The organism is Desemzia sp. C1, assembly GCF_020882875.1.
In the GTDB taxonomy this organism is placed as follows: Bacteria; Bacillota; Bacilli; order Lactobacillales; family Carnobacteriaceae; genus Desemzia; species Desemzia incerta.
On record NZ_JAJIZP010000003.1, the window covers coordinates 331,173 to 354,712 of the forward strand.

Sequence of the window (23,540 nt, forward strand, 5' to 3'; positions counted from 1 at the left end):
GCATTTTTTCCATTAAAAATACCTCGCTTTTCCTTCATTTGATGATACAACAAGTTTTAAATCGCTTTCATTTTTGTAGTGAATATTAGTAGTGCACAAATTATATTATACATAATTTTTTATTCAAAGATAGGTTTTTCACACCATTTGTATATACTAATTAAACGATTTGTTGTTCTGAAGGAAAAGTTTCTGTTTTCTTCAATATCGTTTCGAACGTTTCAAACAACTGTTTATTAACGTGATAGGCTTGTTCTCGAGCTGGAATTTTTTTATATTCTTTACTCATATTGTAATCCCAGTCCAAATCTCCGCAAATATCGGCACCAATTAACGCATGATCATTTGACAGAATCTTGATGTAATCGATTAGTTCTTCAGTTGACACATTTCCTTGATCCCAATTGGTCTGTACTTCTTTAGGTGTTAAAACATCTCGATCAACACTAAAATAAATGTCTTTTGTCGGAATCATTTTAGACACTTGATACAATTTCAAAGGATTTAGTTCTCTTTCTGGAATAATGATGATTTTTTCTGTTATCTCTTGACTCATTTCCTTGTCGTTTTCTTCCCCGCAGCCTACAAGGAAAACTTTTTTGACTGCAGGAACCAATTTTACCACTTCATTTATCCATGAACCGCAACTGGTGAACCCTTCATAGTCCAACTTTCCAGCATCATTGTGATGATCAAATACAATGAGCGAAAAAGGGTGTTTATACTTTTGCAGCAGAGGAAGTGTCAAATAGTGAAAATTTCCATTTCCTAAAAAATGAATTGCAGAGCGGCTGATAATATCAAATCGGTTTCGTATCGTCTCCACAGTTTCTTTTGCACAAATCGTATTGATGCCCGGTAAATCACTGATATCTACTAACTGATGATACAATCCTTCATATAGATTCTGAAGAACATCTTGATGTTTGACATTCACTAACGTAATCCCCATGTTCTATTCACCTGCGTTTCGTTATTTTATTCCTTCCCTTTATTTTAATCAAAAAAGAGCGTCAAAAAAAGAACAATAGAAAAATATTTTCTCTATTGCTCTTTCTATTTTACCAGACTGCTATATGTCCATCCGCTCTCGGCTCAGTGCCTCCAACGAGGACTCCATTTTCCTGCTGCAAAATGATTTGCCCTCTCCCGAAAGACAAAGGACTTGCAGCAATTTGTACTTCATGTCCTCTTTTTATCAAGTCTTGAATGATGGGGTAAGGAAATTGCGGCTCAACAAGAACCTTTTTGCCTTCCAACCATTGCCAGCGAGGAGCATCTAAAGCATCTTGTGGATTCAATTGAAAATCGATCATACTGCTCAAAACTTGAAGGTGCGCTTGAGGCTGCATTCCTCCACCCATAACACCGAATGGTCCAATCGGCTTTCCATTTTGAGTGATAAATCCCGGAATGATCGTATGAAAAGGTCTCTTGCCTGGGACCAATACATTTGGATGGTTTTCATCTAACGAAAATTGATTGCCTCGATTGTGCAGACTGATTCCAAGCCCAGGAACCACTGATCCAGAACCAAATCCAGCATAGTTGCTTTGGATATAGGAGACCATGTTTCCTTCCCCATCCGCAGCAGCCAAATAGACCGTTCCTGGGTTGTCGAATTTTCCAGGTTCAGGTGAAAGAGCTTGCTCCGTGATTAGTCCGGCTCTATTAGCAGCATATTCCTTGGACAGCATGTCTTCTATTTTTGCTTTCATCGAACGTGGATCAGAAATATACTGCAATCCATCACTGAAAGCCAACTTGATGGCTTCGATTTGCTTGTGGTAAGTGTCTGGACTTTCCTTGTCTTTCAATGTCAACTCTTCTAAGATATTCAATGCCATCAACACGATTATCCCTTGTCCGTTTGGCGGCATTTCCCATATATCGTATCCTTTATATGCAGTTGAAAGAGGTGTGATCCATTCGAGTTGGTGTTGCTCTAAATCTTTTTTTCGTATGTAGCCATCATATTTTTTGGAAAAAGCATCGATTTCATCTGCAATCCAGCCCGAGTAAAAAGCTTCTGCATCAGTAGCTCCAATCTCACGCAACGTTTTTGCATGCCCTTTTGAAAACCACATATCTCCTGCTTGAAGAGGTTTTCCGTCTGGACAAAAAGTGTCGAACCACGTTTGAAGCACCGGATAGTCTTTCAATTGCTTGGAAAAAATGTGATACGTTCTTTCCCAAGCTTCTGCTATCTTACTGGTTACTGGATGTCCTTCTTCTGCAATGACGGCTGCAGGTTCCATCACTTCACTGAGCGCTAGTCGTCCGAACCTATTGACCAGTGATGCCCATCCTTTAGGCACTCCTGGAACAGTTACCGGTTCTAGTCCATATCGCGGAATCTCTGTTCCTTTTTGCTGGAAGGCTTCTCGTTTCATCAGTTCAGGAGCAGCACCGCTTGAATTAAGACCATACATTTCACCTTTGTACCAAATGATCGCAAAGCTGTCGCCCCCGATTCCGTTCGCAGATGGTTCAACAACGGTTAGTGCCGCTGCAGCAGCCACGATCGCATCAATTGCATTGCCGCCTTTTTTCAACACTTCCAGTCCAGCTTGTGAAGCTAGCGGGTGTGTCGTAGAAATCATCCCTTTTTTTCCGTAAACCAATTCTCTTCTAGATGAATAATGGAAAGTCCCAGCATCATATTTCATCAAATTCCCCCTGATAGTTTATGCAGTCGTTAGGTTATTTCGTTAAATAAAAAGATAGATTCATTAAAGACCATTTGTATCAGTCTTTAATGAATCTGGTGTTTAACCATCCCTATTACATAGGGGATGGATTAGTTTTGTACAACTTCGATTTTGTAGCCGTCTGGATCCATGATGAAGAAATAAGTAGCTGCTCCATCAGAAAGACCTTTGATATCTGTAATATCACAGTTTTTGCCTTTGTATTCTTCATGAACTGCATTTAAGTCATCTACACCTATAGCGATGTGTCCATAACCATTTCCTAGGTCATATTTTTCGGCGCTGTAGTTGTAAGTCAATTCCAATTCGTAGCCGCCTTCTTCAAAGGCTAAATAAACTAAAGTAAATTTGAAATCAGGGTAGTCTAAACGACGAACTTCTTTCATCCCTAAAATTTCTGTATAGAACTCAACTGATTTTTCTAAATCTTGTACTCGATAGCACGTATGGATCATTTTTGTACTCATAGCATCCTTCTCCTTCTCGAATAAATTGCCCTTACCTGTTTTATTTTAACCTAACTCATTAAAACTTTCAAAAATGTTCGTTTAACTTTGAAAATTTACTCATGCAATTCCAGCGGTAAACCGTCTGGGTCTTTAAAAAAAGTGTATTTGCCGCCCGTAAATTCATCGATTCGAATCGGTTCGGTTTCAATTCCCTTTTGATTCAATTCTTTTACGGTTTCTTCAATGTCATCTGCGTAAAAGCACAAGTGTCTTAATCCGGCAGCTTCTGGTCCGCTTTGTCTTTTTGGGGGATTTGGAAAAGAAAATAGTTCGATCTCGCTGTCTCCGATTTTCAAATCCAGCTTGTATGAATCTCTTTCTTCACGATAATTCTCACGGATGATTTCTAGTCCTAACAGCTCAGTATAAAAATATTTCGATTTTTCATAATCGGACGCAATAATAGCGACATGGTGAATGTGTTTTAAGTTCATTTGGTTCCCTCCTGCAATAAAAAGTCTCTTCATTCAGTATATTGAATGAAGAGACTAATTGGTAGAACTTTATTTTTTCGACTCGTTTAAAATAGCATCAATTTCATTCAACTCTTCAGGTGTGAAGTGAATGTTGTCCAAAGCTTTTACGTTGTCTTCCAATTGAGCAACACGACTTGCTCCAATTAATACGCTGGTAACTTTTTGGTCGCGCAAGATCCATGCGACAGCCATTTGAGCTAATGATTGTCCACGTCGTTTGGCAATTTCATTCAACGCTCTCGATTTTGCGATATTTTCATGAACTTGGTCTTCTTGTAAAAACGGACTTGAAGAACGTCCAGCTCGTGAATCTTCTGGGATTCCATCTAGATAACGGTCTGTTAATAATCCTTGCGCTAATGGACTGTAAGCAATCGTTCCTGTTCCATTCTCACTCAAGACATCTTGTAAGCCGTCTTCGATCCAGCGGTTGAACATACTGTATGAAGGTTGGTGGATAATGAATGGTGTTTTCAATTCTTTAAAGATAGCGCTGATTTCAGCAGTTTGTTCTGAAGAGTAATTAGAGATCCCAATATACAAAGCTTTTCCTTGACGCACCATCAAATCCAATGCTTGAGCAGTTTCTTCAAATGGTGTATTGACATCTGGTCTGTGAGAATAAAAAATATCTACATAATCCAATCCCATACGGTTCAGGCTTTGGTCAATACTGGCCGTTAAGTTCTTTTTCGATCCGAACTCTCCATAAGGACCTGGCCACATGTAATACCCGGCTTTACTGGAAATAATCAGTTCATCACGATACGGTTTTAAATCTTTTTCAAAAATTCTGCCGAAGTTTTCTTCAGCGCTTCCGGCTGGAGGACCGTAGTTATTTGCCAAGTCAAAATGAGTGATTCCTAAGTCAAATGCTCTCGTGACAATAGCTCGGCTTTTATCAAATAAATCTACGTCTCCAAAGTTGTGCCACATTCCTAACGAAACAGCCGGCAATTTCAACCCGCTTTTTCCTACTCGATTATAGATCATTTTATCGTAACGATTTTCTGCTGCTTGGTAACTCATCCTATCTCTCCTTCAATCTTCTTTATTATTTAATAAACAATAACTTATTTATCCAAAAAGAGCTCTTCTATGTTCCGCTAACGCTTCTGCAAACGATTGAATCGTTCCGGCTCTTTTTTGATTGTTCTCTATATTGGGGATCAGCATGACTTCATCAGCCAAATAGTCTTTAGCTAACTCACTGACTCGTTCCACCACTTCTTCCCCAGTCCCAATAATAGCACGATTTGGGTCTCTTTCTCTATCAGATGCCTGCTGCAATTCATCCCACTGATTGAAATCTCTTTTTAACTGTTCGATTTCTTGCGGTGTACTGCCAATAGCGACAAAAACAGCCAGCATAACGTGGGCCTTTTCCAATATATTAGATTGGACAAAATGTTCTTGATAATAGCGGATTGCATCCTTTAATTCTTCGGATGAATTCAAATAATATGGTGCGAAAAAACCTGCCCCTATTTCAGCTGTGATGGGGGTATTCCTTGCATTACTGTTGATGATAAAAATTTCGGGGTTTCCGTTTTTCATTAAAGAAGTGTACGCATTTTCGGCTTTCATATGATTCGTTTTTTCCAGCAAATGCTGTACCTCTTTCATTTCTCTTTCAAACACATGATAGTCGGTTGGATCTTCATTCAGTTTTTTTGAAAACCAATTTTTTCCAGCAGCTTGCCCCACACCTACATCAATTCGATTGTTCCTGACCACATCCATTGTTTTAAAAGTGTCCGCAATCTTTTCTCCATTATAGTAAGGCAGCATGATACCTGCAGATCCAATCCGTATTTCATCTGTGGCTAATGCCAAATGAGCCATGATCAACTCTGGCGTACTTCCAACCAGTACTGAATTGGCTTCATTTTCCGAGATCCAAAAACGATGGTAATCCATAGATTCTGTCAATCTGGCTAATTTGATTCTTTCATTAAGATTTTTCTTTGCTGAAACAGTCGTTTCTTGAGAAGAAAAATCTAATACACTATATTTCATATGAACACCCCATCATACTAGAATTCTTTTTCATTATACCATTAAAGAATCCGTTTACATATTTTTTAAGAAACTTTTCTGTTTTGAGCTGCTTAATACAACTTATCGCCTATGCTTTTAATTTAAAAAAAGAAAGTGAGTGTTTTTGTTGAAGTATTCCGATGAATAAGAGATAATGAAGGTGTAATAAAAGTAAATGGTTTTACTTTAAGTGTAGCAGGACCGAAGGATTTTTAGGAGAGAGGATGAGAAATATGAACACAGAAACATTGATTTTCAGTTCAGGATTCATGATGTTTGTAACCTCAGCACTTTTCCTGCGTGCTCACTTTTCTATGTTAAAAAGAAAAGCTGTTCGCGTACGCGTACAAGCCCGTGACTCTGTAGACAGACGATACAATAACCTCAGATAAATGAAGCAGTCTTTAGCCTTGTGCTAGAGGCTGTTTTTTTATAAACATAGAATAAAGGAGTGGTCAAATGGTCAACCAAGCGCATCCTTTTACTGAACTTATCTCATCTATGTTATTGGATTCATTGGCTAGACGTAATAAACCTCCAAACCCAACTCCATAACCTTTGGCGGATTATTATTCACTCTACTTAATCAAAAGGAGGGGACTGTCATTAATCTTTTGAGTTTCTACTCCAAAAAGAAAGGTTAAGGTGATCCAACTATCTCGTCTGGCTGTACGTTAACAGCTGAAAGATTGGTAACATAGGAAATTGAATTCAATAAACTAACCAGAAGAGCAGATTATTATTCTGCTCTTCTTTTATTTCTTGTACAGTTAGACAGTCTTTTTTAATGCATCAAATAAGATATTTTATGCCTCACAGCTATAAATACTTTTCAAAACCAATACTTGTTCTGTTCTTCTTTTATACTATTTTCTAAGCCAGATAAATAAATGAATTCCCTTTTTTATTTTGCCAATGACCCGTATACTAGTACTAATAGTGTTTTATTTCAGATTAAGAAAGGAATTTTAATTAGATGAATATTTCCGCTATTATTGTTGGACAAATGAGCATTATGTTTCTGCTGATCTTTTTTGGCTATTTTTTAATGAAAAAAAATATTTTAAATGATGATGGTACTCAGCAAATTGCTAATATGCTGACTAAGTACATAACGCCTATCATTTTGATCAATGCATTTACACAAGATTTTGAATCTAACCAAATGGGTTTGTTGATAATGACAATGGGTGTATCTTTCCTGTTGCTCTCTTCAAGAGCTTTTTTAAATCATTTCTTGTTAAAAAAAGAACAACGGATCGATAAATTTGCTGCTACTTTTTCCAATTCAAACTTCATGGGAATTCCTTTGGTGATGTCTGTTTTGGGTTATGAAGGTGTCTTCTTTATGACTGGTTTTATGGTAGTTTCCATTACTTTTCAATGGACTTATGGTATCTATACCGTTACTGGAGATAAACGAATGGTGCAGTTAAAGAATGCTTTGCTTAACCCAGCTTTTATCGGGTTGTATGTCGGCTTATTTTTCTATCTGACTCAAATCCCTTTGCCTTTCGTTTTATCAGAAGCGTTTAATGATTTAAGTTCACTAAATACTCCTTTAGCCATGATTTTATTAGGTAGTTACATCGCTAAGAGCAATCTGATTGATATCTTCAATTCAAAAGCGGCTTATTGGACCACGTTCTTGAGATTGATCCTTTATCCTTTAGTAGGAATGTTTATATTATGGATATTGCCAATCGATAATTATTTGATTTTAATGGTTCTGACGATTGCTTCTGCCGCACCTTCAGCCATCAATACTGCTCTCTTTTCTCAAATTTATGGCGGGAATTATGAGTACGGGGCTAGAATCGTTGTTTTATCCACGCTACTATCCATCATCACTCTTCCTATGACTTTGACGATTTCGAATATGTTGTTTTCTTGAGTATAAAAAATAGCGTTAAACTGATTCAAATCAGTTTAACGCTATTTTTGTGTTTATTTTTTACAGTTTCTCGTTATCAAAGTTACCGTCTAAAGCTTTTTGCGCTAGAACGTTCAAGTAGTTCCATGGGCGGTTGAATCCTGGTTGAAAGAAGAAATCAGCAAACTCTAATTGCTCTAATGTCCAGCCAGAAGAAATCGCTACAGAAATTACATTGATTGAAGCTGTCACATCGTAAGTCGACATCAATTGTGCCCCTACGATACGGTGACTTTCTTTTTCGAAGTGAATCTTCATCATTACTTTTTCGTCATCGATAAATGTAGGACGAATGTTTTCCACTACGAATGTACTTTCTACTTCAGCATCAATTGAATCTTGATCAATATCTTTTACACCTGTAGAAGCTAACTTGTAATCAAACAACGTTAATCCTGAAGTTCCAGAAACTTCCGGCATTTTAACTTTTTTCTCCATAATGTTCTTAGCTGCAATCACACCTTGGCGACGAGCGTTTGAAGCTAAAGCAATCAATTTAGAACCATGGTTTGGAGCAAATGGAATCTTAGTCGCGTCTCCCATTGCATAGATGTCTTTTGCAGACGTTTCTAAATACTCGTCAACTACTACTGTTCCGTCTTGATTCAATTCAACGATGCCTTGCAACCATTTTGTATTTGGACGAACACCTACAGCCATAATTACTGTATCTGCTTCGTATTCACCTTTATCTGTAATGACTTTAGTAACAGTTCCGTTTTCTCCAATAACTTCTTTAACCATTTCACTTGTACGGACAGTCAATCCATTTTGTTCCATATTTTCGTTTAATACATCTACAAATTCTTTATCTAAATAAGTGTTCAATACTCGATCAAGAGAATCAATGACCGTTGTTTCGATACCTGCTTTAGTAAAGGCTTCAGCAACCTCAATACCAATGTATCCTCCACCTACAACAACAGCTTTTTTCGAGTGATTCATGCGGTTTTTAACTTTTTCAGCCCAGTTACGGCCACGTACGTAGAAAATATTGTCTAAGTCAGTACCAGGAATAGGAATACGAACTGGCATTGCACCTGGAGAGATGATCAATTTGTCATAACTTTCTTCAGTTTCTCCATCGGTTGTTTTTACCGTAATCGTTTTAGCTTCTGGATTGATCCCAACAACATCACTATTCATATGTACGTTAACGTTTTGCTCGATATATGAATCTTCTGTTGCATAGTGTAAGCTATCAAGAGATTCTGCGATCCCTTCTAAATAACTTTGGATTCCACAAGACAAGAACGATGCTGTGTCTCCACGTTCGTACAAATGCAATTCAGCGTCTGGTTGTTCTTTTATCAATGTCTGAATGGCTTCATAACCAGCATGTGATGTTCCTACGACAATAACTTTCATTTAAAATGCCCCCAATAATAATTTTTTATTACAAAGTGTACCATATCACTAATCTGAATTTTTATAAAATGATATGCATATAAAATTATTAGTGGAAAATTAAAAATAAACGAATTAAACGTTGGTATATAAACAAAAAAAGCCCCTTTAATTAGCTATTAGACTAATTAATAGGACCTATCAGTTCCGTATATATATGCGGCTGAGAAGAGTCGAACTTCCACGGGAGATTCTCCCACTGGCCCCTCAAGCCAGCGCGTCTACCATTCCGCCACAACCGCATGTCACAACACTGATTATTTTACCAGTGTTGCAAAAAATTGTAAAGGCATCCTGATAAACGGTTTGTGTCAAGTTTTTCTCGAGCGTCCTATTACTCCGCTAGTTTAGGCACTCTATTTTTGTACACTTGTCAGCTACCGCACGGCTCCACCGTTTGCTGGCCCATCTTATGGAAGAACGTTCCTAAAACCAGGAACCTTCTCCCATAAGACAGGAATTAACGAAAACTTTTAATTAATTGTCCTATTGCTGATGAACGAGAGGCATATAATGGAATCGTCCCATTCTTTGCACCAACTGATTGCCGTGTTTTCTCATGCAATAACGACGATAAACGAACCGTTTGTTTCAACTTGCGTTGTTGCCGAGTACTTCTATTTTGCTGATGAAGATAGGCTTCGCGTAAGGTGTGATTGAACATGCCTTGTTTTACTTTTACCATAGCTTCACAGCCTTCTGCGCTCCAATGCATCCCACGTTTTTTCATTCGAAAAGAAATATGCCGTTGATTCGACTCCATTGCGCCTAAACCTCTTGCGTCCTTCGGCACTTGTTCTGCTTTTTCACGCCAGTCGAAAATCCGATCCCAATTCCGTAATACGTATGTTCTGAACGTATTCAATTTTTCCACTGCCGGTGTCTCGTCTAATGTACTTTCATACGTATCCAACCAAATAGTTAATTCATCTAAATCATGCGTTTTTAATGCTTGACGGACATGCTGTTTAAAAACGTTAGTTTGCGATCCAAACGCGCGGTTTAAGCCTTGGAAGACATGATAAGAGTCTAGTTGATTTAAAACAGGATAGTTCGATTGAGAAAAAGCTTCTTGGAATTTGTCTGCGGTATACCCTTGTCCACCGTCACTATTGGTAATGATTTGAGCTTGCTGCAACGAATAACGGCTCGCTGTAAAGGCTTGAACTTCTGCCCAAAAACCAGCGGTTTTTTTAGTCGTCATGATGGCTTTGGGTTCTTTTAAAGAGACGCGCTTTCCGTTTTTCTCCCAGCCTTCGTAAAGGATGGCATGACGAACTTCTAAGCTTTTTTTCTTTTCTGTCCCACGTACAAAAACCCCATCCGCTTCGGCGTAAAAATAGTCCACCTTTTTTCCTTCGGGCAACTCCGTGGCTTCTTCTAGTTCCAATACATTTTCTTCATCCTCACGTGATTGTGCTGCTCCAACGCGTTTAAGAAGACTGCCGACTGTTTGATGACTCAGCGTAATGGCCGTCCATTCGTTTAGAATAGCTGCGGTATCTCGATAAGTAGCTTTACTCACCAACTCTGACACTTTTACTTCTACTAGTGGGCTATGGCGTTGATATTTTCGAATGCCTAACCATTCATCTAGTGGATAATGGTTCTGATTATTAGTATCCACCATTAGCGTACGCCGGTACCGAACGGGACCGAAAATAAATTGAACCGTTTTCCAATCTGCTCGTTTTACTTTCCAACCTTCACGTTGTTTTTCCTCTTTGATCACTTCGTTGAAGTTCGACAAAATCTGACCCATTAACTGAGCGAACACATCATACATGTAGACTTGAATAGCTTCCTCTGTATCTATTAAATTGCTTGAATCCTTTATTATTTGATAAACCTTTGATATAATCTTATCCATAAGAAGGCCTCTTTCATTTATGTATTTGCCGTGCAAAGCATACATTTATGATAAAGTGCCTTCTTTCTTTTTTCCAGTAAAATTATTGGCTCTCGAGAACTATTTTACACATACGATAAACGTTTTTTAAGCTCTTCCCCATTCAGCTGGATCATCTCGCCATTCGTTCAACAACATTTTGTCTTCAGATTTGATAATCCCTTTTTCAACGGCTGCTTTGATCAAGGCAGAGTAATTAGATAATGTATATATCGGCAAATCAACTTTTCGAAAATTATCCATTGCTGCATCCAGCTGATAACTAAAGATCGCTGCACATCCTAATACCGCGCCTCCTGCTTGTTGGACAGCAGATGCTGCATCGATCACACTTCCGCCTGTTGAAATCAAATCTTCGATACACACTACTTTCTGCCCCTCGGTTAAACGTCCTTCGATTTGATTTTGTTTGCCATGTCCTTTAGCTTTACTGCGGATATAGATCATGGGCAAATCCAACTCTTCTGCTACCCAAGCTGCATGAGGAATCCCTGCCGTTGCTGTTCCTGCGATGACTTCTGTTTCTGGATAAAATTTTCGAATGATATCTGCTAATCCCTTAGCAATTTCTTTTCGTACAGCTGGATAGCTCAACGTGATTCGGTTATCGCAATAGATAGGGCTTTTGATACCGCTGGCCCAAGTATAGGGCTCTTTCGGATTTAAACTGACAGCCTCGCATTCTAGTAGTAAATCTGCAATTTTTTCGGCTTGTTCCATAGTTATTCCCCTCTCCATTGTTGTGTAATGTTTGTATAAGCTGTTACTGGATCCGTTGCTTTTGTGATTGGACGCCCTACAACGATGTGGGACGCACCTGCTTTATGGGCAAATTCTGGCGTCGCAACTCGTTTTTGATCACCCACTTTGTCTCCTTCAGGTCTGATTCCTGGAGTGACACATAAAAACGACTTTGTGGTAGTTTCATGAATTTTTGGGACTTCAAATGCAGAACAGACTACACCATCCAACCCTGCTTCTTCAGCTAATTTTGCATAGTGAGCTACACTAGTATCCAACGTTTTTTCAATCAGCTGTTCTTCTTGCATTTGGTGTTCTGTCGTAGAAGTCAATTGCGTCACAGCAATCAATAGGGGTCTGTTTTTCCCTGCTGGAGTTCCTTCTTCCAACCCTTTTAGTGCAGCTGCCATCATTTCTTTTCCGCCAGCCGCATGCACATTGACCATATCTACTTCCAACTTAGCCAGCACTTTCATAGCACTGTAAACTGTATTTGGGATATCATGTAACTTTAAATCCAAAAATAATTGGTGACCTGCTGCTTTCAGTTCTCGAATCAGTTGCGGACCTTCGCTGTAGTAAAGTTCCATCCCGACTTTTAGACACAATGATTCTTGATCAAATTTTTTCAAAAAATCTGTTGCCTCTTCTTTTGAAGAAACATCTAATGCGATAATAGGTTTTGTTGTCAGCACGTTCTAGCCTCCATGGTCAGTTGATTTGTTGGTAAAACTCTTTTGAATGCTTGAAAAATAAAATTATTGGCCATGAAGGACTGAAAGTGGATCCTTATGGCTGAATTCCTGTTCGCTTTCCGCCATGAGTCGGTCTGAATTGTCGCTCATGGCTGAGTTATCAAGAAATTACTTCCATGAAGCACCATGCAGGGATGCTGATGGCCGATAAACTCATCTGCTAAGGTTAAAAATACGTTTTTGCAGCAAAAAAAGCGCTCCTGCATGTAAAAAAGGGCATAGGAGCGCTAGGATATCCGTACTTTTCCGCACTTCCTTTCAGCCTCACAGGACTCAATTAAGGAAATCATTTATTTTCATTGTGTCTAATCTTAGCGAATCGATTTGCAGATGTCAATGCAAAAAAAATACTTGCCAGATCAAAAAATAATGGCTATACTGTGTTGGAACTAAAATAAAGGATGACAGAGAGCATCCATTTTAAGGAGAGATGTCGTTATGGCTAGTACAACTATGCCCAAAAATAAACAGAAAGCCCTCTTTGCTGCCTTAGCCGGTTCTGGGATGGACGATTTGAATGTCATGTTTTTGTCATTCGCTTTGTCTTCTATCATCACAGATCTTGGTATTACAGGGACGCAAGGAGGGTTTATTTCTACCATCACCAACCTCGGTATGCTGCTTGGCGGTTTGGTATTCGGAGTTTTAGCCGATCGCAGAGGCAACCTGAAGTTGTTCAAATGGTCCATCATCATTTTTTCACTCGCTACCGCCGCTTTGTTTTTTGCTGATTCGTTCTTCTGGGTTTGTCTTCTTCGCTTCATCGCAGGAATCGGAGCTGGTGGAGAATACGGGATCGCCATTAGTATCATCGCTAAAGTCTCCCCTCCAGAAAAATTAGGCGTGATGTCATCTTGGAACGGAGTCGCTGGGCAAATTGGTTCCATCGCTGCAGCTTTATTGGCAGGTGCCATGATCCCGCTGTTCGGTTGGAGAGCCTTATTCTTATTCGGTTTGATTCCTATCCTACTGGTCATTTGGCTGCACACTTCACTAGACGGAGAGTTTGAACTGATGGCGTCTACTGAAGAGATCAATAAAGAAAAACCTTCTCTAAAAGAATTGTTTAAAACTAAAGAACTAACACGCACTACTCTTTCACTGATGTTTATGACAACCGTCCAAATCGCCGGTTACTTCGGATTAATGAACTGGCTGCCTTCCATTTTGCAGCAACAAATCGGTTTGACTGTTACCGGATCGTCATTATGGATGGTCGTTACAATTGCCGGAATGTGCGCTGGGATGCTGACGTTCGGCCGTTTGCTGGACAAATTTGGTCCGCGTAATATTTTCGCCGTTTTCCTTTTGATCTCAGCAGCATCGGTATTCTTATTCGTTTATGCAAACAGCCAACTGACCCTTTTATTCGGCGGAGCATTCGTAGGATTCTTCGTGAATGGGATGTTTCCAGGGTATGGCGCTATCGTGAGTCAGCTTTACCCCGCTCGCATCCATTCTATTGCTAATAATGCAGTACTGAACGTAGGTCGAGCAATCGGCGGATTCTCTTCACTTGTAATTGGTTTTCTGATGGACAATTACAGCTTAGTGATCGTTATGGGATTCCTCTCCGTTTTATATCTCGCAAGCTTCACGATCATGCTGACGATTCCTGGTCTTAAACCTGAAGCCTACAAATCAATTGCCACTAAACCTGTCAAAGCTTAATCTCAACAAAAAAAAGATTCCCTTCGTCAAAAGGGAATCTTTTTTTATTCGATTTTTATGTTCTCAGTTGTTCTAGCAATTCTGATTGGATTTCCAGCTCGTTCGTATCCTTTTAACTGCACATTCTTCAATCGAACTTGATTAGCTCGATACTGAACTGAAACGGCTATCGGATCTTTTTCAAGGCTGGTTTCTATCGCAGCAAAATGATGAACAGCCACTTTTTGATAAGCTGAAACGACTAACGCTCGCGGTGTTGACCCAACGTACAACTCTGTTTTTTGTGGGGAATCCGCTACTAAATAAGTCGCTCGGATGCTGTAAGCAGATTGCGAATATCGATCTTCATCTCGATGATGACCGATGTGTCGAAAATTATAGGCTCGGTTATCCTGTTTTGAATAGTGTCCGATGATTTGAGTGTCTGATGCAGCAGAGCTGGTGGCATGCGCTTTGATTTCGACTCCACCAAAACAGTAAGCGGTGCGATTATTGGATAAAACCACATGCTGAGATCCGTCATCCACTTCAATTCCATTAGAGTTTGAGTAGCCTTTTTCATGCGCTCTTCCACTCGGGTGGTGCAAATAACTATTAGAGATCCAGACATCATCGCTGTGGTGCGTCGTGATACCATCATCTCCAAATCCGCTAGCTTCGACCTGATCCACCCAGACAAAACGGCTGCCCAAAACAGACCGCCTGCCATCGCCAAAATAGTTGTATCGAATGGAAGTAATATCAACTCCATGCAATCCGGGATTGATGATTTTCACACGTTGAATACACGCAAATTGCACATGAGCTAAGGTTATACCGCTTGAAGACGTTCCACCGGCTGAAGTGTTCTCGTTTTTAGACAGCCTCTCCACATTCCAATCCAGTGTCAGATCAGAAATTTTCAAATATTGATTTCCTTTAACATAGTTCTGATTTGTGATCAGTTTTTCTTTCTTCGGTGCTCCGTCAGCCAGTTTTAATGTCGTACGCTCGACTCCGGATCCGATCAATGCTGTATAGGAGGGGAGCTTTAACCCGCGTATGCGGTAAACTCCTGCAGGGACGAACACTCTGCGGTTTCCTTTTCCGATGGCTGCTTTAAAAGCTTCTGTACAGTCCGTTTCTCCATCACCGACAGCTCCGTAATCAGCTACTGAAACAAGTTCGAATTCATCCAAAGGTGTGAGAGTCTGTTGCAGCAAGCTTTTCCAGTATGGACGAACACGGTTGCTTTTCTCAATCGTGACCGGCACAACTGAATGGTAGTCTGTTTTAGGTTTCGTAAGCAAAGGCATATACAAAAAGTCTTGCCACTTCTTGGAACGTTGAGGCATATCTTCCAATGAGCGAAATATTTTTTCTGTTTCTTGAAGAGCTTGTTTTTTCTTAACTGGATCTATATACTCAGGCAACTTTTCCATAATCAATCGTTCATTTTCCAAACCGATATCCGCCATACTCTTCGCTTCCTTTCTGGGCATTCTCATTGTCCTTATTGTAGCAAAAGAGGCGAGCAGCATCTTTTTATCTGCCTCGCCTCTTTAAACTTTTTATTCTACTGTTGTTTTTTCCGTTGTCATCAACTGGAAACTTCCTTTACATTTTGCACAAATGTAGCGGCTGGTATTAAACCTTCTTTGTCGATACAACTTTTGCTGACACTTCTTGCATTCATAGATCCAATAGGTCTTTTCCGGTTTCGGTTCCCTCAATGACTGCACGAACCGAGACCCGCCAACTTGTTTCAACAACTCTTTAAAGTCACGGTCTCTATGCTTATACCCTTTACCCGACAAATGCAAATGATAATGGCACAACTCATGTTTCACAACACCTAAGAACTCTTCTTCTCCGAAAACTTCTAAGATCTTAGGATTAAAGTCTAAATGGTGCGTGGCAAAATGGTAACGTCCGCCAGTTGTTTTCAATCGCTGATTAAAAATAGCTTGATGTTGAAAAGGTGCGTTAAAATAAGTCAGAGAAACCTCTTCTACTAACTGTTGCAACTCCTCCGTACTCATTTGTTGAACACCTCCTAAATTTAGGCTTTCTGAGGGTCAATCATCGATAAAGAAATACGTCCTTTATTGACATCGATTTGATCTACCCATACTGTTACGATATCTCCTACAGCAACCACATTGGTTGGATGCTTGACAAAACGATTGCTCAATTTGGAAATGTGAACCAATCCGTCTTGTTTGACTCCAATATCCACAAACGCTCCAAAGTCAACTACGTTACGAACTGTACCTTCCATCTTCATCCCAGGTTGGATATCTTCCATAGACAAGACATCTTGACGCAGTAAAGGCGCAGCCATATCGTCACGTAAATCTCGACCTGGTTTTACTAAGGCATCCAGAATATCTTTTAAGGTTTCGTTTCCTAACCCAGTTTTATCTGAAAGTTCAGCGATATCCACTTTAGCTAAAGCTTCTTTAGCAGCCTCTGTTCCGACGTCTTTCAACGTCAATCCAGCGTACTCTAAGACTTGCTCTGCTTCTGCATAAGATTCCGGGTGAATGCCTGTATTGTCCAGTACATTCTTTCCACCAATAATCCGCAAGAATCCAATCGCTTGTTCGTAAGCTTTAGGTCCTAAACGAGGAACCTTCTTCAATTGATTTCTCTTTTCAAAGCTGCCGTTCTCTTCACGATAAGCTACAACGTTTTTAGCCGTTGTTTTCGTCAAACCGGCTACACGCTGCAACAATGAAGGACTAGCGGTATTCACATTTACACCAACTTGGTTAACAGCTGTTTCCACAACAAAGTCCAACTGTTCTTCCAAAAGTTTTTGAGAAACGTCATGCTGGTATTGTCCAACTCCAACAGATTTAGGATCGATTTTCACTAATTCAGCTAAAGGATCTTGCAAACGACGTCCGATGCTGACTGCACTTCTCTTTTCTACTTCCAGATCAGGGAATTCGTTCCTTGCTTCTTCACTGGCTGAATACACAGATGCTCCAGCTTCATTGACGATGACGTAATACACTTCTCGGTCAACTTGTTTCAAGTTTTCCGCTACGAAGGATTCTGATTCTCTGCTGGCTGTTCCGTTTCCGATAGCCACCATCTCTACATCATATGTCTCAACTAATTTTCTAAAATGAACAGCTGCTTCTTCACGCTGTCTAGCACCAGCTGGTTTATGCGGGTAGATCACATCAATGGATAACACTTTTCCAGTGGCATCCACCACAGCCAATTTGCAGCCTGTACGGTAAGCGGGGTCAAAGCCTAGAACGACCTTCCCTTTCAAAGGCGGTTGCAATAGCAAGTTACGCAGGTTCTCACCAAAGATGGCAATAGCTTGTTCATCTGCTGCTTCCGTCAACGACGAACGAATTTCCCGTTCAATCGCTGGTCCGATAAATCGTTTATAGCTGTCCATATAAGCTTCTTGAAGGTAAGGAGCTGATGTTGCAGATGGATCTTTGACGATTTGCTTTGTTAAATAAGCAAATATTTGCTCTTCATCCACTTCTAAAGCGACTTTCAATATTTTCTCTTTTTCCCCACGATTCATTGCTAAAACTCGATGCGATACCACTGATTTAATGGGTTCGCTGTAGTCATAGTACATTTCAAAAACGCCTTTTTCATCTGCTTCCTCGTCTTTGACCGTAGAAACAACACGTCCATTATTGAACGTGAAATCACGAATCCATTGACGATAATCAGGTTCATCACCAAATGTCTCGGCTAAAATTTCGTGTGCTCCTGCCAGAGCATCTTCAGCTGTTAAGACTTCTTGTTCTTCATTGATGTATGTTTCAGCTTCTGCTGTTACATCTGTTTTTGGAAAAGTTAATAACCAGTCTGCTAACGGACCAAGTCCTTTTTCTTTTGCAATGGTCGCTTTTGTCCGACGTTTTTGTTTGTAAGGACGATACAAATCTTCTACCAGCTGCATTTTATCTGCTTGTTTGATTTCTTTTTCAAGTTGAGGCGTCAGTTTGCCTTGTTCTTCAATCGTTTTTAGGACATCTACTTTACGTTTTTCTAAAGTCTCTAAGTAGGCATGTCTCTCTTCAATCTCACGAATTTGTACTTCGTCTAATGTTCCAGTCATTTCTTTACGGTAACGAGCAATAAAAGGAACTGTATTCCCCTCTTTTAACAGGTTCAATACGGTAGTAATTTGTTTTTTTGAGTATGCCGTCAATTCAGCATTCAACAATTCTAATACACGATTTCCATTCATTTCAACCATTACTATCTCCCTCTCTATAAAACACATACACCCTATTTTATCATAAAAGACAAGAGAGTGGAGCAAACCGTTTAGGCTTTAAGTTGTAAGAAAATCCTAACAAGCAGGTGGGCTTTACCCAACAGTTTGAGTTAGGTCATACATCTTTGATCAACAATGTGTTTACGCATTTAAAAAGAAAATGTAAGCCTATGGTTGCGCCATGTATACTGTTTGTTGCTATTTATAAAATGATTTTTGTTATATAATGAATCCAGCTATTAAAACAATCAAGGAGGATCCATATGCAGTTTCCATTAAATATTATCGTTGCAGTCGCCATTTCTATTATCTGCGTTTCAATCTCTTTCGGTCTTAAATTACCCAGCCGATACAAAAAGCCGTTTCGTCTTTATTCTGTTGTAGTCAATTTAGTCTTTATTGCATTTCTACTAGGTTTTTCTCTATTTTTTAAAACATCTTTGCCTAACCAAGGAATAAGCCTCTACTACAATGGTTTAGCTACATTGTATTTTTTGTTGTTTATTCCTCTAGGAGTAACCTTGATACTCCTGTTTAGAAACTTCATAATGAAAGCAGATATCTATTTGGTTTCTTTGAAATATGTGATCAATATTGGAGCTATCGTTATAATATCGGGAATAATCGCTTTAGGATATATCCTCTTTATGTTAACTTTTTACGGTTTTGCTCCTTAATGTGTATAGAAAAATTAAATTTCAACATAAAGAATAGAGATAAATTCATACACTTAAAAAAGCAGCAAGTCTAAATTAGATTTGCTGCTTTTTTTGATTGATTTATTCAATTTCAAACGTCACCATGGTCCGTTTGATTTCTGCTGCTAAGTCCTTTTTTCCCCAATGCTTTTTATTGCCTAAACAAGCAGTAATGTAGGTTCTCTCTTCATCCCGAATCGTTTTTCTAAAATGAACATGCCCCATGATACTGTATTTGATCGGATATTTAGTATACAGCCATTCATAAGACGAACTGCCTAAAAAAGCATTAAAATAATCATAAATCCTGTGCGGCAAAGGGATGACAAATTGCGGATGCATGGCAACGTGCGTCATTAGAATTACTTTTCTGTCCCCGACAGCTTTCATATCCTCTTCGATTTTATCCATCATCCATTGTGCGACTGCTTGATTCCCTTCATTCCAATGAACATAGTACTTGTCATTCCAAGCTCCTACACGGTATTTCATACGGTCAAAATCTTCTTCTGTATACTGATCACCATCTGCATAACCGTAATCGTACCAACCGGAATTTCCTACTACCGCCCACTCATCATTGATGATATAAGGTCTTTCTAATACACTTTCTGGTTTTGCTTTGAAGAATTGGTAGATTTTATTCGTATCTTCTTCGCCGTTTTTCCTAGACCAGTAATCATGATTCCCCGGGACAAATAAAATCCGACACTTCGTTTGGCTTTTCAATTCGTCTATAAACTGTTGAGACAACAGATAGTCGCTGCTGATATCTCCAGCCAACAGCAACAATTCTATTTGCTGTTGGTTAAGTTGATTGCCTAGAATTTCTGCAAATGTGCTGCCTTCAGGAACGACTTTTTTATTTGAATCAATGTGGATATCCGAAATAACGCCTATCTTCATATATTACGTCCTTTACTTCTTTTTATATCACTCGCTTCTATCAGCCTATCTCATTCAGACAATAAATGCCAGATGATTTTATTCTTCCAATAAATTCGTTTGAATCAGAAATTCATTGGCTACTTCATCTTCTGATTTGCCTTCAACATCTACTGCATAATTCATTTTACGCATCTCGTCGTCCGTTATTTTCCCACCCAGTTGATTTAAAATCTCTTCCAGTTCTGGGTATTCTTCTAACGTTTCCATCAATAACAAAGGAGCGCCTTGATATGGAGGGAAAAGTCCTTGATCATCTTCTAGCTGGACCAGCCCATATTTCTCGATATCACTGTCTGTGGAATACGCATCTACCAAATTCACATCTCCTGTTTCTACAGCTTGGTAGCGGATATTCGGTTCCATAGTTTCCATATTTTCAAATGTTAATCCATACAATTCTTGTATCCCTAAATAACCATCTTGGCGGTCAGAAAACTCTAATGTAAAACCAGCTTTGATTTCATCAGCAATAGGAATCAAATCAGAAATCGTTTCTAACTCATATTGTTCTGCCATTTCTTCTGTGACAGCCAATACATACGTATTATTGAATGCCATCGGTTCTAACAATGTCATATCATACTGTTCTTCTAGACCGGTTGCAGCTTGTTCATAAACAGCTTCTCCATCAGATGAATCAAGCGGCTCATTTAAAAAAGTTGCTAACACAGTCCCAGTGTATTCTGTGTAAATATCAATATCTCCAGATTGTAGCGCATTGAAGTTGAACGTTGTTTTCCCTAAATTAGGCTCCAATTCCACAGAGATATCTGTTTGACTTTCAATTAAGTCTTCATACATATGCATCAAAATCGTTGGTTCTGCACCTAACTTTCCGCCAATAACGATTTTTTCTTCGTTATTCGAAAAAAGTGAACTGATAAATACTATCAAAATAAGCAGAACCCCAACACCTAAGATCCACAAAGATTTTTTGAAGGATATTTTTTCTAATATCCCCAACAAGATATCGAATAAAATAGCCAGTAAAGCAGCTGGTATAGCTCCTAATAAAATTAAAGCATTATCCCCTCTGTCGATTCCCAGCAAAATCAGATCTCCCAATCCTCCGGCACCAATCAGTGAAGCAATCGTTGCTGTTCCAACAATCAACACCATTGCATTGCGGATCCCGCCCATGATGACCGGTAAAGCCATTGGGATTTGTACTTTAATCAATTTGCGGAAGGCATTCATCCCCATTGCATCGGCTGCTTCGATCAAGGAAGGATTAATCTCTGCAATACCGATGTATGTATTCCTTAAAATTGGAAGCAAGGCATACATCACCAATGCAATCGTTGCAGGCACCCGACCGATTCCTACTAAGGGAATCAATAGTCCTAGTAAAGCTAACGAAGGAATCGTTTGGAAAATAGCTGTGACTTGTATGACTGGATTAGCGAGTTTTTTGCGATAGGTCAACGCGATTGCTACTGGGATAGCGATAAAAACAGCGATCAATAAGGCGATTAATGAAAGTTGAATGTGTTCAATCACTGTAGATAACAATTGGTCTTTTCGTTCTATTAATGTATCGATAAAAGTCTGCATTATTCATTCTCCCCTTCCTGCATATTTTGAGACAGGTACGAAAGAAATTGTTGTTGCGAAATAGTTCCCAAAACATCGACTTGGTCATCGACCACCGCAACTTCAGTTTGCATAGACAAAACGGTCATCAATTTTTCGATTGGATCTGTCACTGTCACAATGGTCTCATTGACTGGCAATGTAAGTTCTTTATTTATATAACCTCTTTGGATCACATCTGCTACTGTTTTTTGGTATTTCGGCTGTACATTTCCAGCTTTCAAAAATGATCTCACGAAGTCATCTGCAGGTTGTTGGACGATTTCCTTTGGAGTACCAATTTGCACAACTTTCCCTTTATTGAACAGACAGATCCGATCTCCCAATAACAATGCTTCACTAATATCATGGGTCACAAAAACGATTGTCTTATTCAGTTTCTTTTTCATCTCCAACAAATCTTGTTGAAGGCCTGCTCTGCTGATGGGATCAAGAGCACTGAACGGTTCATCCATCAAAATAATATCCGGATCAGCTGCCAACGCCCGAACGATTCCGATCCGCTGCTGTTCTCCTCCTGACAACTCAGAAGGCTTCCTATTGCGGTAAGTATCCGGGTCTAATCCGACACTTTCCAGCAACTCTGTCACTCTATCTTTCATTTCATCTTTGGACCATTTTTTCATTTCCGGCACAATTGTAATATTTTCTTCTATCGTCATATGCGGCAATAACGCAATTTGCTGCAAAACGTACCCAATGTTCCATCTCAGTTCATTCAGTTTGTATTCACTGATCATTTTTCCATTGATGCGAATGTAGCCTTTCGTCAACGAAATCAGTCGATTGATCATTTTTAACGTCGTAGTCTTTCCGCTTCCGCTTGGCCCAATAAGGACAAAAAATTCATTATCTTGAATTTCGAAGTTTAATTCTGAAACTACTGGCTTATTTTCTTGATATTCTTTAGATACATTTTCAAATAGAATCATAATGTTCTCCTTTAGTTTCTTCTATAATGTTGTTCCATAAACGTCTTTTATTATTACTCGTCAAGAACCCCAGAAACTCCAAACGTTTTAAAACAAGAATTTCTGGGGTTTTACACAATTTCCATCATTGCCATAATTTTTTTGCTTGGTTGTCGATTCGATAATCCTGTACGATCCCGCTTCGATCAAAATGTACCCCATGCAACGTTCCTCCGTAAACGGCTCCTCCATCAATACCGATCAAATCCTCTTTGACCCATAAATCAGTCGTTTGGTTGTCTCCATATAACATAGGCGTGATCGTATGTCCGAACACGATTTTTCTACCTGTGTGATTATGTTGGTCATAAAAGCCTTCCCTGATCCATACGAAATCCTCATCAGAGGTTTTCTTCCAATCTTTTTTAGACAAATCTACTCCGCCATGAACAAAGATGTAATCGTTCCATTCAAAATAAAGAAAACAATTTTCTAAAAAAGATTCTAACCAAGGATAATGACTTTTGATCATACTGGCCATCTCTGTTGGAGAATATTCTGCTTCAGCGCCTGTATGCAAAAAAGTCTCGATTGTCTTTAACCCCCCGTTTAGAGCGTAAAGGGAATAATTTTCTTCTGGATCATGCAAAAAACGCAGCAGCATGTCCTCATGGTTTCCTTTTAAACAGACAGCTCCCTTCTCATTGACTAATTGATACCCTAACTGAAAGCATTCTTTTGGATTTTCCCCCCGATCTCCCAAGTCACCAATCAATACCAGTTGTTGTGTCTTCTCATCCCAGTACTTCAGCATTTCTTTAAACAAGGTGATTTCTCCATGAATGTCTCCGATGACAAAAACGTCTTGTTTCATAAAGCAACGCCTCTCTTATTTTGATACTCTAATTATACAGAAATTTACGAAATAGGTTAAAAATTAGACTTTAAATTAATTCTTAAGATTAGGCACTACAATAGACAGCACTCTATTTTCA

The 23,540-nt window shown here is 39.2% G+C and carries 21 protein-coding genes and 1 tRNA gene; 4 read left to right on the forward strand and 18 right to left on the reverse strand.

Features of this window, described 5'->3' with window-relative positions; genetic code table 11:
• Nucleotides 1–160 precede the first annotated feature (160 nt).
• The 6 genes from LMF32_RS01995 to LMF32_RS02020 all read right to left on the reverse strand — a co-directional run bounded on the left by LMF32_RS01995 (nucleotide 161) and on the right by LMF32_RS02020 (nucleotide 5,715).
• Entirely contained in the window at nucleotides 161–952 is a 792-nt protein-coding gene (locus LMF32_RS01995; protein WP_230523679.1) for an arginase family protein, read from the reverse strand.
• 109 nt (nucleotides 953–1,061) lie between these two features.
• Complete coding sequence (locus LMF32_RS02000) at nucleotides 1,062–2,669, reverse strand: gamma-glutamyltransferase family protein (RefSeq protein ID WP_230523680.1); 1,608 nt, start codon at nucleotides 2,667–2,669, stop codon at nucleotides 1,062–1,064.
• Nucleotides 2,670–2,800: 131 nt separating this feature from the next.
• The gene (locus LMF32_RS02005; RefSeq protein ID WP_092479351.1) at nucleotides 2,801–3,178 is read right to left on the reverse strand and encodes a VOC family protein; all 378 of its coding nucleotides are present in this window, start codon (nucleotides 3,176–3,178) and stop codon (nucleotides 2,801–2,803) included.
• Between the two features lie 95 nt (nucleotides 3,179–3,273).
• A complete protein-coding gene (locus LMF32_RS02010; protein WP_230523681.1) occupies nucleotides 3,274–3,654 on the reverse strand; it encodes a VOC family protein in 381 nt (126 codons plus the stop codon).
• Nucleotides 3,655–3,723: 69 nt separating this feature from the next.
• A complete protein-coding gene (gene mgrA / locus LMF32_RS02015) occupies nucleotides 3,724–4,725 on the reverse strand; it encodes an L-glyceraldehyde 3-phosphate reductase (protein WP_230523682.1) in 1,002 nt (333 codons plus the stop codon).
• 48 nt (nucleotides 4,726–4,773) lie between these two features.
• Nucleotides 4,774–5,715: an MsnO8 family LLM class oxidoreductase gene (locus tag LMF32_RS02020; protein ID WP_230523683.1), complete on the reverse strand. Its 942-nt coding sequence runs from the start codon at nucleotides 5,713–5,715 to the stop codon at nucleotides 4,774–4,776.
• A 254-nt stretch (nucleotides 5,716–5,969) separates the two neighbouring features.
• On the opposite strand from LMF32_RS02020, the gene LMF32_RS02025 reads away from it, so the two are divergent.
• Together LMF32_RS02025 and LMF32_RS02030 are read left to right on the forward strand one after the other, a co-directional pair.
• On the forward strand, nucleotides 5,970–6,128 hold the full coding sequence (locus LMF32_RS02025) for a hypothetical protein (RefSeq protein WP_177192457.1): 159 nt from the start codon (nucleotides 5,970–5,972) through the stop codon (nucleotides 6,126–6,128).
• A 584-nt stretch (nucleotides 6,129–6,712) separates the two neighbouring features.
• Complete coding sequence (locus LMF32_RS02030; RefSeq protein WP_230523684.1) at nucleotides 6,713–7,630, forward strand: AEC family transporter; 918 nt, start codon at nucleotides 6,713–6,715, stop codon at nucleotides 7,628–7,630.
• 60 nt (nucleotides 7,631–7,690) lie between these two features.
• Here the strand turns inward: LMF32_RS02030 and LMF32_RS02035 are convergent, their stop codons facing one another.
• From LMF32_RS02035 to pyrF, 5 genes are all read right to left on the reverse strand, one after another.
• Nucleotides 7,691–9,037 (reverse strand): FAD-dependent oxidoreductase, encoded by a 1,347-nt coding sequence (locus LMF32_RS02035; protein WP_230523685.1) that lies wholly within the window; start codon nucleotides 9,035–9,037, stop codon nucleotides 7,691–7,693.
• 197 nt (nucleotides 9,038–9,234) lie between these two features.
• Nucleotides 9,235–9,318 (reverse strand) — tRNA-Leu (locus LMF32_RS02040).
• 218 nt (nucleotides 9,319–9,536) lie between these two features.
• Nucleotides 9,537–10,946 (reverse strand): ISLre2 family transposase, encoded by a 1,410-nt coding sequence (locus LMF32_RS02045; RefSeq protein ID WP_230523686.1) that lies wholly within the window; start codon nucleotides 10,944–10,946, stop codon nucleotides 9,537–9,539.
• 126 nt (nucleotides 10,947–11,072) lie between these two features.
• On the reverse strand, nucleotides 11,073–11,705 hold the full coding sequence (gene pyrE, locus LMF32_RS02050) for an orotate phosphoribosyltransferase (protein ID WP_230523687.1): 633 nt from the start codon (nucleotides 11,703–11,705) through the stop codon (nucleotides 11,073–11,075).
• 2 nt (nucleotides 11,706–11,707) lie between these two features.
• On the reverse strand, nucleotides 11,708–12,418 hold the full coding sequence (gene pyrF / locus LMF32_RS02055) for an orotidine-5'-phosphate decarboxylase (RefSeq protein WP_230525059.1): 711 nt from the start codon (nucleotides 12,416–12,418) through the stop codon (nucleotides 11,708–11,710).
• 501 nt (nucleotides 12,419–12,919) lie between these two features.
• On the opposite strand from pyrF, the gene LMF32_RS02060 reads away from it, so the two are divergent.
• Entirely contained in the window at nucleotides 12,920–14,152 is a 1,233-nt protein-coding gene (locus LMF32_RS02060; protein ID WP_092479344.1) for an MFS transporter, read from the forward strand.
• Between the two features lie 44 nt (nucleotides 14,153–14,196).
• On the opposite strand, the gene LMF32_RS02065 is transcribed toward LMF32_RS02060, so the two are convergent.
• The 3 genes from LMF32_RS02065 to LMF32_RS02075 form a co-directional block, all read right to left on the reverse strand.
• Nucleotides 14,197–15,609 carry a glycoside hydrolase family 55 protein gene (locus LMF32_RS02065; protein WP_230523688.1) on the reverse strand — a complete coding sequence of 471 codons (1,413 nt, stop codon included), beginning with the start codon at nucleotides 15,607–15,609 and terminating at the stop codon, nucleotides 14,197–14,199.
• A gap of 93 nt (nucleotides 15,610–15,702) precedes the next feature.
• Entirely contained in the window at nucleotides 15,703–16,173 is a 471-nt protein-coding gene (locus tag LMF32_RS02070; protein ID WP_230523689.1) for a SprT family protein, read from the reverse strand.
• 20 nt (nucleotides 16,174–16,193) lie between these two features.
• Entirely contained in the window at nucleotides 16,194–18,374 is a 2,181-nt protein-coding gene (locus LMF32_RS02075) for a Tex family protein (protein WP_230523690.1), read from the reverse strand.
• Between the two features lie 284 nt (nucleotides 18,375–18,658).
• Here LMF32_RS02075 and LMF32_RS02080 point away from each other — a divergent pair, with 284 nt between their 5' ends.
• On the forward strand, nucleotides 18,659–19,072 hold the full coding sequence (locus LMF32_RS02080) for a hypothetical protein (RefSeq protein ID WP_230523691.1): 414 nt from the start codon (nucleotides 18,659–18,661) through the stop codon (nucleotides 19,070–19,072).
• A 102-nt stretch (nucleotides 19,073–19,174) separates the two neighbouring features.
• On the opposite strand, the gene LMF32_RS02085 is transcribed toward LMF32_RS02080, so the two are convergent.
• The 4 genes from LMF32_RS02085 to LMF32_RS02100 all read right to left on the reverse strand — a co-directional run bounded on the left by LMF32_RS02085 (nucleotide 19,175) and on the right by LMF32_RS02100 (nucleotide 23,419).
• On the reverse strand, nucleotides 19,175–19,999 hold the full coding sequence (locus LMF32_RS02085) for a metallophosphoesterase (RefSeq protein ID WP_230523692.1): 825 nt from the start codon (nucleotides 19,997–19,999) through the stop codon (nucleotides 19,175–19,177).
• Between the two features lie 78 nt (nucleotides 20,000–20,077).
• Complete coding sequence (locus LMF32_RS02090; protein WP_230523693.1) at nucleotides 20,078–21,595, reverse strand: ABC transporter permease/substrate-binding protein; 1,518 nt, start codon at nucleotides 21,593–21,595, stop codon at nucleotides 20,078–20,080.
• Nucleotides 21,595–22,566, reverse strand: a complete 972-nt coding sequence (locus LMF32_RS02095) for an ABC transporter ATP-binding protein (protein ID WP_188204319.1) — start codon at nucleotides 22,564–22,566, stop codon at nucleotides 21,595–21,597. Before LMF32_RS02095 ends, LMF32_RS02090 begins: the two co-directional genes overlap by 1 nt.
• 124 nt (nucleotides 22,567–22,690) lie before the next feature.
• Nucleotides 22,691–23,419, reverse strand: a complete 729-nt coding sequence (locus LMF32_RS02100; RefSeq protein WP_188204320.1) for a metallophosphoesterase — start codon at nucleotides 23,417–23,419, stop codon at nucleotides 22,691–22,693.
• Nucleotides 23,420–23,540 lie beyond the last annotated feature (121 nt).